The sequence below is a fragment of the Paenarthrobacter sp. TYUT067 genome (assembly GCF_023656375.1).
Classification (GTDB): domain Bacteria; phylum Actinomycetota; class Actinomycetes; order Actinomycetales; family Micrococcaceae; genus Arthrobacter.
This window is the reverse complement of the sequence record NZ_JAMOIT010000010.1, coordinates 22203-35344: the sequence shown is the minus strand read 5'-3', so window position 1 is coordinate 35344 and position 13142 is coordinate 22203. Positions and strand designations below refer to the sequence as shown.

The 13142-nt window shown below is 62.9% G+C and carries 14 protein-coding genes; 2 read left to right on the top strand and 12 right to left on the bottom strand.

All coding sequences use genetic code 11. The features are described 5' to 3' along the window. Positions 1 to 3: 3 nt before the first annotated feature. The 12 genes from MOD31_RS10620 to MOD31_RS10565 all read right to left on the bottom strand — a co-directional run bounded on the left by MOD31_RS10620 (position 4) and on the right by MOD31_RS10565 (position 12112). Complete coding sequence (locus MOD31_RS10620) at positions 4 to 156, bottom strand: hypothetical protein (protein ID WP_250820560.1); 153 nt, start codon at positions 154 to 156, stop codon at positions 4 to 6. A 519-nt stretch (positions 157 to 675) separates the two neighbouring features. Beyond that, a complete protein-coding gene (locus MOD31_RS10615; RefSeq protein ID WP_250820559.1) occupies positions 676 to 1104 on the bottom strand; it encodes a DUF4913 domain-containing protein in 429 nt (142 codons plus the stop codon). 15 nt (positions 1105 to 1119) lie between these two features. Beyond that, positions 1120 to 2889, bottom strand: a complete 1770-nt coding sequence (locus MOD31_RS10610) for a type IV secretory system conjugative DNA transfer family protein (protein WP_250820558.1) — start codon at positions 2887 to 2889, stop codon at positions 1120 to 1122. Continuing rightward, a complete protein-coding gene (locus tag MOD31_RS10605) occupies positions 2886 to 4481 on the bottom strand; it encodes a helicase HerA domain-containing protein (protein ID WP_250820557.1) in 1596 nt (531 codons plus the stop codon). Before MOD31_RS10605 ends, MOD31_RS10610 begins: the two co-directional genes overlap by 4 nt. After that, entirely contained in the window at positions 4481 to 5989 is a 1509-nt protein-coding gene (locus MOD31_RS10600) for an SCO6880 family protein (RefSeq protein ID WP_250820556.1), read from the bottom strand. Before MOD31_RS10600 ends, MOD31_RS10605 begins: the two co-directional genes overlap by 1 nt. Next, complete coding sequence (locus MOD31_RS10595) at positions 5976 to 7274, bottom strand: hypothetical protein (RefSeq protein WP_250820555.1); 1299 nt, start codon at positions 7272 to 7274, stop codon at positions 5976 to 5978. The genes MOD31_RS10600 and MOD31_RS10595 overlap by 14 nt, the downstream gene beginning before the upstream one ends. Further along, complete coding sequence (locus MOD31_RS10590; protein ID WP_250820554.1) at positions 7271 to 8005, bottom strand: hypothetical protein; 735 nt, start codon at positions 8003 to 8005, stop codon at positions 7271 to 7273. The genes MOD31_RS10595 and MOD31_RS10590 overlap by 4 nt, the downstream gene beginning before the upstream one ends. Positions 8006 to 8032: 27 nt before the next feature. Then, complete coding sequence (locus tag MOD31_RS10585; protein ID WP_011777317.1) at positions 8033 to 8302, bottom strand: hypothetical protein; 270 nt, start codon at positions 8300 to 8302, stop codon at positions 8033 to 8035. Positions 8303 to 8315: 13 nt separating this feature from the next. Then, positions 8316 to 8924, bottom strand: coding sequence for a DUF6668 family protein (locus MOD31_RS10580; protein ID WP_250820553.1), 609 nt, complete (start codon positions 8922 to 8924; stop codon positions 8316 to 8318). 33 nt (positions 8925 to 8957) lie between these two features. Continuing rightward, entirely contained in the window at positions 8958 to 10481 is a 1524-nt protein-coding gene (locus tag MOD31_RS10575) for a chromosome partitioning protein ParA (RefSeq protein ID WP_250820552.1), read from the bottom strand. A gap of 45 nt (positions 10482 to 10526) precedes the next feature. Then, positions 10527 to 11039 carry a hypothetical protein gene (locus MOD31_RS10570; protein ID WP_250820551.1) on the bottom strand — a complete coding sequence of 171 codons (513 nt, stop codon included), beginning with the start codon at positions 11037 to 11039 and terminating at the stop codon, positions 10527 to 10529. Beyond that, a complete protein-coding gene (locus MOD31_RS10565; protein ID WP_250820637.1) occupies positions 11036 to 12112 on the bottom strand; it encodes a CHAP domain-containing protein in 1077 nt (358 codons plus the stop codon). Before MOD31_RS10565 ends, MOD31_RS10570 begins: the two co-directional genes overlap by 4 nt. A gap of 364 nt (positions 12113 to 12476) precedes the next feature. Between MOD31_RS10565 and MOD31_RS22160 the strand changes: the two genes are divergently transcribed. Continuing rightward, entirely contained in the window at positions 12477 to 12797 is a 321-nt protein-coding gene (locus MOD31_RS22160; RefSeq protein WP_011777322.1) for a helix-turn-helix transcriptional regulator, read from the top strand. Between the two features lie 69 nt (positions 12798 to 12866). Continuing rightward, positions 12867 to 13091, top strand: a complete 225-nt coding sequence (locus MOD31_RS10560) for a hypothetical protein (RefSeq protein WP_043807304.1) — start codon at positions 12867 to 12869, stop codon at positions 13089 to 13091. Positions 13092 to 13142 lie beyond the last annotated feature (51 nt).

Genomic DNA, 13142 nt, shown 5'->3' with positions numbered 1-13142 from the left:
ACATCAGGCCATGCACTCGGTGACGGGGCGGCGCTTGTGCTTGTCGCTGCTGCGGTGGTCGGTGCGCTTTCGGTGGGCGGAGTGGGTTGAACGGTGCTTGTCGGCGGCGATGTCTGCGGGGACGTGCCGGATCCGTTGGTGCAGCCTGTAGCCCAAAGACACAGGCTCAAGGACGTGACAACCGTGCAACGGATGAAGGGGTTTGGTTTGTTGCTCATCAACTACCTCCCGAGGCTGAGAAGAACAGCTGCCCGACCGACCCTCTGTTGTGTCCGCTCCTGCAACTGCCCACAATAAATATGAGTCGGGTAAGCCGCCGTCAGATGCGCTTGATCATGGAGGGAAACGGGAGACCTTTCCCATGATTCAAACCAACGGCCGTTTACTCGACTCGTGTCCCAGCAAGCACATCGTAACCCCGAGGGATTCTGTCCATCTCGAAAAGCTCTTCTGGCGGGCGAGTCGACTGCAGCGCCCCAACAGGATCTTTCCCTGGTGGCCCGTGACCGGCAGCAGCGTCCCATGCCCCCCTGCGACTTCAATTTTTGCCCTGATAGTCCAAAGTTCCTTGGACGATTGCTTCGGCAAATGTGCCGCAGCTTGTGGCACTATGGGCTTCGCATCACTTCCTTGTTCTGACGGGATGCTCATCTTCCAGCGATGGAGCTTTGAGGGTTATGGCTGGATGGTTCTGACGTCGGGGAACCATCCGTGGGGTGCTTTGCGGGGTTCGAGGTGTTCGGGGTCTCGGTGTTCTTTCATGTCGCAGTTGTAGAAGGGACCTTGGGGGTCGAGGAGGACGCGCATGTGGTGGTCTGCGTGGTCCCGCCACCAGACGCTCATACCAGTCGCGGGATCCAGGCGCAGGTGCTCCCATGAACGCCACAGAGCCGCTACACGTGAGACGGCTTCCGGGTGGAAATACCAGTCGATGCACCACTTGGCTGACTTTCCCGTGACGTTGCGGACATAGGTGGGTAGCAGCTGCTCATGGAGGAACTCTTCGGCCGAGCCGTAGACGAGCTCCGGTTCTTTCTCCTCACCCTGCCCAACTGCAGTGGGGGCCGGTGTGTCCGTGTCGTAGAGGTCAAAATCAGTTGCCATGTGTGGCGCCCTTTCCTATTTGGTGACCCAGGGATTGGCTGCCGGTGCAGCTGGCATCGGTACGACTGGTTCTTCGGGCCGGGGGCTGTACTTCTTGATGGATGCCTCCACCGTTTCCTTGTGGGGTCCTGTGTACCAGGGCATGGTGCGGACGAGCGTGGCGGGTGCGCCGGAGGCGAGGACGACGGCGCGGCCACGGTCCAGTTCGGCGAGGTTGGAAACGTCGAAGATGCGTTCCTTGCTCTCCTGGCGGGAGCGGCTGGAACCGGACTTGCCTGAAGAGGTGGAGACGTTGATGTAGCTGTAGTCTCCGATCAGGTCCGAGAGCGCACGGAGGAAGCCTTCTTCTGCGACGCCGCCGCCGTAGACCTTCACGTTTGCCGCTGACCAGATTTTCCGCATGTTCGCCTCTCCCCATAGCTCGACCCCTTGGGACCAGGACTGCAGGATGCCCATGACGATCAGGCCTTTAGAGCCGTAGTGGCTGAACTGGTCCGGCAGTCCTGCCCAGCGGACGACGTTGGCCAGCTCATCGAGAGCGAACAGGGCGGGCTTGGGGAGTCGGCCGCCGCTGCGCTCGGCTCGCTCTTCCATGGCCTCTGCGATGGCCACCGTTAGGGCTGTGGTGAGAGGGGCAGCGGAGCCGGCACCTTCCTTGGAGAGGATGTAGATCGTTTCCTGAGACGCAGCGAAAGCATGCGGGTTGAACTGGCGGCGGGCATCCGTGGCCACCGTTGCACCACCCGTTGGAGCGACCCAGCGGAGCGTGTTCCGGCTCTTGAGGCATTGGATCATTTTCTCGGCCGTGCCGAAGATACCGTCTCGCTGCTTATCAGCCAGTTCGAGCGTGGATTCAAGTCCCTTGTACTGCAGCTCGTAATCGTGTGTTTTGAGGATGTTGATAGGTTCCCGGTTTACCTGTTCGGTGACCCAGATGTAGACCTGCGTGATGGGCAGGTCCCCGAGCGCGGCCGCAAGGAAGTACGAGGACAGAATGTCTTCTGCCTTGGGATCGAAGTAGGCGTCGGGCTTGGACCCGGGGACGCGGGAGCCAACGGAGAAGTGTTGGGTGAGTTTGTAAGCCTTCTCTTCGTCGGTGACGTAGGAGAGCGGGTTCCACCACCAGTCCGGTTCTTCCTGGGCGATCTTCTGCGGATCGAACACCGACACCGGAGCCGTACTCTCCCGGACCCCACGGGTGCCGTCCACGACGTCGCGCTTGTTGGACGTCGAGACCACAGCACCGGGTGCGTCCAAGATGGCGGGCATGACCCGTGAGGTCGACTTACCGGTTCGGGGACCCCAGATGTCGAGGCTGAGGTCTTCCCAGGACTGGATGAACTTCTGCCCGGTGGCGACGACTTTGCCGACCACGATGCCGGGAGTGTCCGTGACCCCCAGACGCTCGGCGGTCGCTTTCGCTCCCTTTTCTGAGAACGCGGCCAGCGACTTACCCCGTCCAAGGTACCGGGCGGCCTTATCGACCCGGGCACGCTTGGACGCACCCTTCCTCCAAGCCACGAGCACAACAATGGTCAGTGCCAGCACCACACCGGCCAGCACGCAGACCACAACCGTGGCCTCGGTGGGCCACGGCACACGGCCCTTGGCGAGGCCGGCGATCAGATCAATCGGGTGGGCTGGTGGTGCGGCGATGCCTGCCATCCAGGAGCCGAGGTGCAGGGCGGCGTAGGTTCCGCCGCCGAAAACGACGATGAAGCCGATGGCCAGCCAGACCAGCAGGGCATCACCAAGGCCCATTCCTTTGCGGTTTGGTGCGCTCACTGTGTGCCTCCTTCACTGGGCAGGACCGGGGCTGCGGATTCGAGCAGAGTCTCCGGAGCTGCATGCCATTTGCCGTCCGTGTCGTTGACGCCTTCGGGGCCCTTCTCCAAGGAGGTGAGTCCGACCTGGACGGGGATCCCGGGACGGCCGCCGACCTTGATGAGGAACTTTCCCCGGCCCGGGGGTTCGACGTCGACGCCGCGTGAGTCCCACGCGGGCGGGTCCTGCCAGCCAATGAGCTTTTGCTGCTCCTGGCGGGACAGCGGAATGGCCGAGGTGAGCAGCGGCATTTCAGAGGCCGGGAGGCCGCCGCAGATGACCATGCCGGAGCGTTCGACGAATCCGCGGGCTTTCATCCGGTCCTCTTCTGCCGGCAGGGCCAGCAAGTCGGACATGGTGTGGGAAATCATGATCTGCCCGACACCCACGGAGCGGTTCAGCCGGGTCAAAGCATCCACCCGGTCCACCATGCCCTTACCGGCACGCAGCGCCCGCCACAGCTCATCCAGAACCACAAAGTAGTTCCGTCGCGGTTCCAGACCGGCGTCCGCGAGGGCGTTGGCAACGTTGACCGTGCCGAAGCCGTAGGACCAGCAGGCAAGCAGGATGGCGGCCTGCAGGTCTGTTTCGGTCTCATCAATGCTGGAGACGTCGAAAACCACGGCGCGGTCGCGCTTCATAGGCTGGCTGGTCTGGCGGGAGAAGATTTCTCCCAGCTTCCCGCCACCGGTCAAACCGAGCAGGGTTGCCTCCAACGCCCGGGTTTCCTGCAGGTAGATGTTCATGTCGCCACGGTCCAGAGCGACCTGTCGCAGCTCGTCAGGTGCGGAGACGATGACATCCAGAAGGTCCTTCAACACCGGGACGCCGTCAAAGCGGTCATCGAGGACCCGCAGGGCGCGGTCCAGGATCGTTTGTTCCTGGTCGGTGGGTGGGTTGTTCCGGCTGATCGTGATCAGTGAGACGACCATGGTCAGGCGACGGCCATGCGCGTCAGCTCGGACGCGGGCTGCGTCCTCAGGGTGGCCGTTGTCTTCAAGGAGCTGGGCGGCTTCGACAGCCTGGCCAGGGTCCAGGATGTTCAGGTAACCGACGCCACGGCCGAGGCGGATGACTTGCCCGCCGAGCGCCCGGACTGCTTTGACGTGCTCGCCCTTGAGGTCACCGAGGATCAGTGGGTGAACACCTTGTGCCGAGAGTCCGATGAACATCCGCCGCACCACCGTGGACTTGCCCAAACCGGGCTTGCCCAGGATGAACGCGGAGGGGTTGGAGATCAGCCGGGCGCGCTGGAACCAGCTGATCGGGTCGCAGCAGACCGTGGCCTGTGTTTCCTCGTGGCGGCCCAGCGGGACACCGATCATGGGTGAGGACGCACCGGAAGAGAACGGCCACAGGCCGCAGACCTGAACCGTTGTACCCCGGTACTGCTTCACGGTAGGGACGAGCTGGGCCATGCCCCCGCCACGACCCGGCCAGCCACGGGCACCAGGACCGGCAGGGCGGGGCTGCTTCTCAGCCTTCTTCGGCGCAGCCTTGACCCGCGCAGTGCTGTGCTTCGAGGAACGGGCGAAGAGTTTCGGGAAGGCCATTACAGAGCATCCTTAATCTCGGACGGGACCAAGCTGTGCTCGGGCAGCACCAGACCCAAAGGCAGGGACGCGGCGAACACGGTGTCCTGTGACCCGTAAGCGGGACGCAGCAACAACCTGGCGCTACCGGAACTCTGTTCCACAGCAGCCACAGCGTCGGGAAGGCGTTCCCGATCGGTCACGGTGGCCGTGACGACCACACCGAAGTTCACCAACCCGGCACCTTGGGCTTCTTCCTGCGCGGTCTGTTGCGCTGACCGGGCATCCACCAAGGCACGGGCTGATGGCCGGTTTCCGGAAGTGATACGGACGTTGGCGTTGTTCTGATCCTGCTCAACCACGGCAGCCGCACGGGCCGAATCCATCGGACGGTACAGCAGGGACACGCGTTTGCGGTCAACGTCCCCGTGCGGGGCGAGCAACCGGGACAGGACCGAGGAATTCACCGATCCACGCGGGGCACCGGTCATGGTCCAAGAGACTGAGAAGGCGGAATCGTGACGGTAGTTCTCCCAGTTGGACTGGTGTGCTGTGGGTCCGACCTCGCCCCAGGTCAGGGACACCGGGGACCCTGCCGCGTGGGCTTCATCGATGATCAGTGCTGCGGGAGGATCGTAGGCGATGCGCACGACCTCGCAGAGTTCCTGCGCTGTGGTCGGGCGGGCGATCCCGGCACCTGTGGACTGCAGCCGTGCCGACAGGCCGGGGATCCGGGAGGCCAGGTCACGGGCGACTTCTTCAGGCGTCCGCTTCTTCGCACCTGTACGGATCGTGGCGTTGAAGGTCAACGACACCCAGGCGCGGACCGTGGCCGATCCTTCCGGGTAGGTGGCTACAACCTCGTTGAGCATTTCCCGGGCGAATGCGGGTGCTTCCGGGTCGATGTTCATCAGTACTTCGTTCCGCAGCCGGTACCCCGAGTCCGGGGCGGTCTCGACTGTGACTGCTGCGGCGTCCAGCCCTGCTTCGTCGGCCAGTCCGGCGAGCCAGCCGCCCCAGTTCGCGACCCACGCATCGACCTGCTCAGGGTCAACCAGTGATGCCCCGTCTGGTTCGGTGGAGAAGATCACGGTGAAGTGGTTTGTGGTGGGTACGTGCAGCAGGGCGAACGGGCGCTTGTAGGAATCAGTGAACTCGTACAGAGTCGACTTCGCAGCCAACCCGGGGAGCTGGTACATGCCCCACGGCGTTACGCCCAGCGGACCCGAACGGTAGAGATTCGTCCCGGAGGACCGGGAGACCTTGAAGGCCATCCGTGTGCCGAAACGGTCAACAATGGACTGGCCATGCTTGTCCTTGACTGTCAGCAGCAAGGCGCTGACACCGGCAAAGGCAAGGACGCCCAGGCCAACAAACAGGCCCCAAATAGCGAAGCTGATAATGCCCATCAGTAGGCCGGCAAAAACAATTGCAGTACCGATCGCGCCGAGGTTGGCCAGCCCTGCTGAGCGCGGTACGCGCCAGTTGCCGTAGGACGGTTCTTTGTATTCGGTGTTAATTGCTGCCACTGGGGCCCTCCCCGGTTGAATCCTGCGCGGTCTTTTCGATTGCCTGTGACGTCGCGGACGCCACCTTTGCTCCTGTAGCCACAGCCACACCAGCAGGGCCAGCTGCCGCTGCTCCCCCACTGGCTGCGGCCGTCCCCGCACTGGCCCCAGTTGCCGCTCCGGCGAATCCAGCGGTTCCTGCCGTGCCTGCCTTGGCTGCTGCAGCAGTTCCAGCAGCTCCGCCCGGTCCCGTAGCGCCCGGGGTCGGTTGCCCTCCCCCTCCTCGTGGGCCGGACGTTCCATCGCTGCCCTTTGGCGAACTGCCGGTGTGCGTGCTCTGGGTGTTCGATGTGCTTGTTGACGATGAAGGGGTTGGGGACGCGTTGCCCCTGCCACTGCCCCCGCGTCCAAGTGAGACGGCCCCTGTGGCAATGGCACCGACGGCTGCTCCGGCCCCGGCACCTCCGCCGGAAGCGACGGCCCCGACCATGGGAGTAACGAATCGCATCAGAGCAGGCAGCGCGAACAACGCCACGATCATCAACGTGAAACCAGTGATGGAGCCGATCAAGGCGTCCTGGCCCTTGCCGCCCATGAGCAGGAATGCGACGGAGTAGACGATGGCGGCGGCTGGTTTGTAGAGGATGAAAGCGATGGTCCAGCCCACTGCTTTCTGGAACCACTGCCTACCCATCTCCGTATTCGTGAACGCGGCTGTGGTCGGAAGAATGCCCGCCAGAATCACCAACATGCCACTGCGAACGACCATCAGCACGATCTGCACGAGAGACGCGAGCAGGCCGATGAGACCCAGAACGATCAGGATGAAAACGCCGACACCTGTCTGATTCGTCAAGATCAACAGCTGCATCGACTCGGCAAAACCCTTGCCGTCCGTGGAACGGTCGATGATCGCGGCAGAAAAGGCATCCGCCGCGATCACCAGGATCGAAATCACTCCTAGGCCCAGGCCGGATACCAAGGTGAGCGTGACCAAGGAACGGAGCAGGTCCTTTAGGGGTGCTCCGCGCTGCTCCCAAATCAGCCTGATACCGCCGAGGATGACGGCCAGGACTGCCAGAGCCAACGTCCATGGCATCAACTCGCTGTTGACCATTGAAACAACAGGACTGGCTGTAGAGCCATCTTGGCTGGTCAGGTTCACCGTTGGAGTTGAAACCCAGAAGGTGGACAGAGTTGTGACCATCTGGCTCATGCCCTCAAGGATGGCTTTGGCCATGTTGCCCATGGCGTCATCAGTGAGACCGGAGATCCAATCTCCAACCGGGTTCCATACCGGCCTCATGCGCCGCTCCAAGGGATGAATCCTGAAAGATCGCGGATCTGGCGCGGTTCTTCCAGGGGTGCACCGTTGTCAGCGACGACGCCCTTCCAGTCCCCGTCCTGCCAGAGAAGGGTTGTAGGGACGGATGCAAGAGCGCCGGTGTCAGCTTTGAATGCGAGCTCTACCACCGCTTGGTTCGCTGTGTATGAAACGTTGAACCCCGCAATCTGAACCTTTACGTTTGTCGGCGGCGCGGCCGTTGGCGAAGCCTTCATGCCTGCGTCTCGGCCAGGGCCTTTAGCTGCGAGCTGGTTAGCAATGGCACGTTCTTTTGAGGGATCGCTGCCAAGGGCCCAGAGGTTCACTGCGGCGTATAGCGCCCCTTGCGGAGAGTGGGCGAAGCAAGACCTTATGCCTTGGTCATCGGTCTTGCCCGGGCCGACTTTGGGATCTGTCGGGGCCGCCATAGTTCCAACGAGTTCCCACTTGCTCGCCGGAGCCTTCCCCAATGCCGTTTCGGCGGACGCTGGCAGTCCGCAGACACTCTTGCCGGACACGGCGGATGCGCTGGGTTCAGCTGTGGCGGCACTGCTGGATTCTGCCGGGGCTGGTTGGGCGTTTCCTTGTCCTTTGGGGAGCAGGAAGATAACGACGGCTGCTGCGATCAGCGCGACCACCAGCGCGGCAGCAATGATGAAACCGGGTTTGGTGAACGGATTGCTTTCGGTGGTGCTCTCTGTTGACTGGCTCAAGGTGAACCTCCCGTTGTTGGTGCTGGCTTAGACGAAGGCGCGGACGATGCCTGCGGCACCGGTGATGATGATGCAGCCGAGCAGAACCCAGCCGAGCTTGGCGAGGGACTGGCCGCCTTCGCCGCGCTGGAGCTGGATGACCATGGTGATGCCGACGATGATGACACCGAGAACACCCAGTACGAGGCCGATACCGGAGGCCCAGTTCAGGACAGTGAGCAGTCCGCCGGCTTCTGCGGGGACGACCGGCGTGGGGTTGGGGATGGTGCTGGTGGTGATTGCGGTGATCGAGTTCATGATGAGTGACCTTTCAGTGGTTGGTGCTTGGGTTGGTTTCGGTAACCAAGGCGGTTACGTCGGTGATGAAGCGTTGGTATTCGCGGGCCGTTGGTGTGCTGGTGGAGTCTCCGTGCCGCCATGCCTCGACCCAGGGAAGAGTCCAGAGACGGGGCGCTCCCCCGCCGACGATGGCCGTGAAGTCGCGGAGCGTTTTGGGTGTCTTTCCCGGCGCGTCCGCGAGGACGGCGAGGCCGAGCAGCTCCACAGCAGGTGCGGCTCCTGATGCCCACTGGGTCAGGGCGCTTTGAGCTGTGGTGAGGCCGCGCATGTCGGCCCGGCAGACCAGCAGCACGCGGGGCTTGCTGCCGTTCTGCAGGACAGGCCAGCAGTGCCCGGTCGGGCGTGCTCCGTTGAGCAGGTCCGCTGTGCGGCTTTCACCCGCTCCGCCGTGGCTGCCGACGACCCAAAGGGCGGCGGTGCCGGTGATGGTGCGGCTGGCCAGACGATCTGCGGTGTCGGGTTCGACCATGCCCTTGAGCGGTGTGCTGATCACGGCAGCCGGCGGGACGTGCACGTCAGGTGTTTCTTCTTCGATGCTCTCGGCCGGGCTGGTGACCCAGGGGTTCAGGGACAGTTGCATGGTTCCTCCTTCCTTCCGTTCGGTAGTGACTGTTTAGAAGCCTTTGGCGACGGCGGCAGCTGCGGCCAGCCATGCCCGTTGGGTTGCGGGCTGGAGGGCTTCGTAGCGGATGGGGCCGTTGACCAGGGCGGGGTCGTAGGGAATTCGGACGACTGTCCGGACGAACGGCTCAAATCCGTCAGCGATCCGTTGGGCTTCGGCCTTGGCCCGCTTGAGGGCGTCGCCGGTCATGCTGCGCTTGGCATCGGTCGATTCAGAGACGATGACGACGGCGTTCCGGGCCAGTTCAGCGTCGTGGCCGCCACGGGATTCCAGAGTCTGCAGTGTCAGTCTGGCGGCCTCTGCGCGGTCCTCGATAGCGGTGACCGGAACGACCAGCTGGTTGGTGTGATCGATCATCCGACGCCAGTTCGCAGCCCGGGCGGTGTTACCGGAGTCCATGACCACCAGCCGGTAGTAACGGGTCAGCACTTGGTGGGCGATGTCGACTTCCTCGGCGGTGACTTCGTGGTCGCCTTCTTCGTTCTCATCCGAGCGCAGCACGTCGAACTTGTCAGCCGTCTGGTGGTGCACGAACTTAGCGATTTCGGCTGCGTTCGTGGACGGGGAGAGCAGTTCCGTGGAGGAATCGATCAGGTCCAGGACGCTGCGGTTGTGCGCGCCCTTTTCCGTGCGCCAACCCAGGGTGCCTTGGGATTCGTTGTTGTCCCAGGCGACGGTGGCCGCGCCACTGTAGCGGGCAAGAATGGCAGAGAGCATCACGACAGTGGGTGTCTTGTTTGCCCCGCCCTTGCGGTTGACCACGGCGATGGTCCGGGGACCGGGCCAGTGCTGGCTCACGGTGCGGATATCTTCGCGTTCGGACAGCTCTTCAGGAGAGGGGTCCATGCGGAACCCGAGCCGGGTCAGTGTCCCCCGCCAGCCCTGTGTGGCTGGCTCCAGGACCGGAGCGCTGACCAGGAACGAGGTTTCCTTCAAGCTGCGCCGTGTTGCCGGTTCCTCAGGACCGGTCACAGCGGCCTGCGGTTCTTCTGCATCGATAATCCGCTGCGTGGTTGAGCTGCCACGCCCGGAGCTGACCGGGACATCCGTCGTTACAGCGGCTTCTACGGGCGTGGGCGGCCACGGCTGGCGGTCCACTGCCGCTGCCGTAGCTTCGACGGTGGCAGGCTGTGCGGGAGCAGGGATCGGTTCCGGGGCCGTTACGGGCACTGTTTCAATGACGGCCGGTGCTACGGTCTCGGGCGTGGTCGCGGGGGCCTGGGCCCGGCGGCGTGCCGGGCGCGGCTCGTAAGAGACGGATTCGATCCTGTTGTCCGGGTGCACGATCAGTTCGCCGTGTCCTTCGGGATCCTCGATCTGGACCCGTACCGGGCGCTGCAGCGTCTGTGCTTCGCCCACGACGAGGGCGAGGGCGTTGTTCCGGAGGTCTTGCAGGGTATCCCCGTCGGGGACGACGCGGGAGTTGCCGGCGACGACGACTTCGGCGGTTCCGTTGTCGCGGACGATGGCCTTGATGCGGGGAAAGGCCAGGACCTCAGTTGATGCAGTACTCATGAACTTTCTTCCTTTACGTGTGGAGGTGAAGAGGGGTTAGGCACTTTAGGACGCTGGTGGTGTCAGCCGATTGACCTTCCACGGGGCGTCCTTGCCCGTGCGGAGCAGCTGCAATGTGTAGGTCCCGGTGTTGGTCGGGACAGTGGCGATGACGCCATAGCCGTTGGATTCATCGACGGTCAGCTTGGCCGGGCCGGTGACACGGCTGGCTGGAATGTTCGCCGGGTTTACCGCTGAGTAGTCGGCGGTGGCCTGCGGGGTGAGCCAGCGGGCAAGATCATTTGCCCACTGTTGTTCCTCGGCCTTCGGGCGGGCGAAGTCGGCCATGGCCTTCTGCGCGACGTCCACGGCCTGATCCTTGCTGGCTTGATCCCAGGAGATGCCAATGGTGGGAGGGACGGTCCCGCCCGGTGCTTGTGGGCCGCTGTCGACGCTCAAAGAGACCGGAGCAGAAGGTGTGGCCGTTGTCTCCGTCGGTGCCGGTGTGGTGGTAGACGCTGGTGCGCATCCGGCGCACAGCAGAGCTACGGCTGCAATGAGGGCCAGGGGCTTTTTCACTTCTTCTCCTCTTTGTTGGGCAGGTACAGGAACGCGGAGGGAACACTGCTTTTGACGGTCCGGGTGTAGTAGTTGTGGTCATCCGGGGGCGGGTTGCCGTTGTAGCCTTCCTCAACGTAGGTCCCGTCGTCTTTGACTTCCTTGACCACGGCCACGTGGCCGAACGTCGGGTCCGATCCCCCGGTGCCCGGGGCGTACCAGACGACAGCGCCAACGCGGGGTGTCTTACCGGAGGGCCAGCCCTTGGCGTCCCAGCCGGCCTTCCACGTCAAAGCAGAGCCGAGACCCTGCCCGTCCGGGCGGAAGTTGCCGTTGAGGAACTTGAACGGTGCACTGGTTGAGCCCATCTGCTGGTTGACCCGCCACAAGGCGAAGTCCACGCATTCGCGGTAGAACATGCCCAAAGGCGAGGCAGCAGCTGAGCCTGCCCCGACCTGCAACCAGGTCGGAGAATCCTTCCAGGGGTAGTCATCTCCGGCTCCGGACTTCCCCGGGATCCCGCAGTCGCTTCCTTCAACGGAGAACTTCCCGTCCGAGAGGGCCTGGACGATTTTGACCGCTTCGGGCCAGTACTTCTGATAGTGGTACGGGTCGGCGTTGCGCTGGACCTTGTTACCGGCGATGGTCGGTTCCAACAGCTCCCAGCCCGGTACAGCCTGCAGCGCCTTGATGAAGTTCGTTGCACTGATGGTTGGGTCCATGCGGTCCTTGTAGGAACCCCACGCGCCGTTGTCGCGCTGCTGGAACAAGCCACGGGAGTCCGGGCCGGGACCGTCCCCGTAGTCCAGGACACGCAGCCCCGACTCCCCCAGGGCCACCATGATGCTGATGGTCTGGCCCTTCACTGAGAGATTCAGCGCTTTGCCGGCTCCCATGACAGCGGCGGCGTTCTTCAACTGTTCCGCGGAATACCCATCAACCTTCGTTTCGCCGTCAACAACAACGGACACCGGGCCGCAGTCAGCTGCAGCGGGTTTGGCCGGGGCCAGCAGCAGGACGAAGGAGAAGATCAGCCCGAAGAACAGGCCCGGGATGGCAACAAGTGCCACCAAGCGCAGTGACTTACGACCCATCACGAGCGTGCCCCGCAGGCTGCCGTTATGGGCTTCCGCGCTCGATCGAACAACGCACGTTCCAAGGCCGTAGACGTCCACGAACGCAAATACAGATCCTTTGGCACTCTGCCCTCCCCCTGGAACATCGCTTCAACACTTACCAGCCGCCACCGACTTAACTCCATCGATTGGTACAGCCCGCATTGTCCACAGTTTTCGACAAAAGCGCTTGTCAAGAGCCACGAACATGTGGACATCCAGTCGCATGCCGTCTCATGTGAGTCTCTTGCCTGTGTCACGGTTAAGACATTACAGTAAAACGACATTAAATGTTGTCTATCAAGAAACGGGGAGAAACGGTAGGAAGTGACAAAATGATGGGATGCCCCGTTACATTCGCCCGCCTAGCGCCCTCCCGAGGGACGTAGAGATGGCCATCGAATCCTTCGGGACGATGTTCTCGCGCGCGATCCTGCGCCACTTATCACTCCATGGCCCGACCGGAGCCGCGGACTTGGCCAGAGAACTCGGGACAGACTCCAACACTGCGCGGCGAGCCCTGCGGGCACTAGAGGAAGCTGGCTTGGTCACCGCGGATGCCCCGGCCGGACAACGACGTGGCCGTGTTGTCACATTCGCGACCCAGCCAGAGCGCTTAGAGAGCCTGTTGGCGGCCCTGAAGGACTACTTGCTAGGACATTAAGTGTTCTTACTGGCGACACGCCGTGAACGATACCGGTACCGGCCCGAAGATTAAGCAAGGATTTGGAGCATGAGCGCAAATCCTCAGTACACCACTCCAAAGCTGGACGGTCATCGTGTCGCCTTGCGTGGGCGGCTATACCCGGATCAGCACAAGCGCGCCCATGAGGCAGCCAACGCGCATGGACTGTCTTTGAGTGACTATGTCGGTGCGCTCATTGATCGTGACAACGGTCTCCCTAACAAGCTCGACGACCCAACCCAGGGGAGTTTGCCTATCGCTAGGGCAAGTTAAAAGCAGAAGGCCCGCACGTGGCGGGCCTTCGTCTAAGTATTCGTTCAGATC

Coding starts and splice junctions, on each gene's coding strand:
- MOD31_RS10615 (WP_250820559.1), bottom strand. CDS start 1,104: ATGGCAACTGATTTTGACCTCTACGACACGGACACACCGGCCCCCACT.
- MOD31_RS10605 (WP_250820557.1), bottom strand. CDS start 4,481: ATGGCCTTCCCGAAACTCTTCGCCCGTTCCTCGAAGCACAGCACTGCG.
- MOD31_RS10595 (WP_250820555.1), bottom strand. CDS start 7,274: ATGAGGCCGGTATGGAACCCGGTTGGAGATTGGATCTCCGGTCTCACT.
- MOD31_RS10585 (WP_011777317.1), bottom strand. CDS start 8,302: ATGAACTCGATCACCGCAATCACCACCAGCACCATCCCCAACCCCACG.
- MOD31_RS10580 (WP_250820553.1), bottom strand. CDS start 8,924: ATGCAACTGTCCCTGAACCCCTGGGTCACCAGCCCGGCCGAGAGCATC.
- MOD31_RS10575 (WP_250820552.1), bottom strand. CDS start 10,481: ATGAGTACTGCATCAACTGAGGTCCTGGCCTTTCCCCGCATCAAGGCC.
- MOD31_RS10565 (WP_250820637.1), bottom strand. CDS start 12,112: ATGGGTCGTAAGTCACTGCGCTTGGTGGCACTTGTTGCCATCCCGGGC.
- MOD31_RS22160 (WP_011777322.1), top strand. CDS start 12,477: ATGCCCCGTTACATTCGCCCGCCTAGCGCCCTCCCGAGGGACGTAGAG.
- MOD31_RS10560 (WP_043807304.1), top strand. CDS start 12,867: ATGAGCGCAAATCCTCAGTACACCACTCCAAAGCTGGACGGTCATCGT.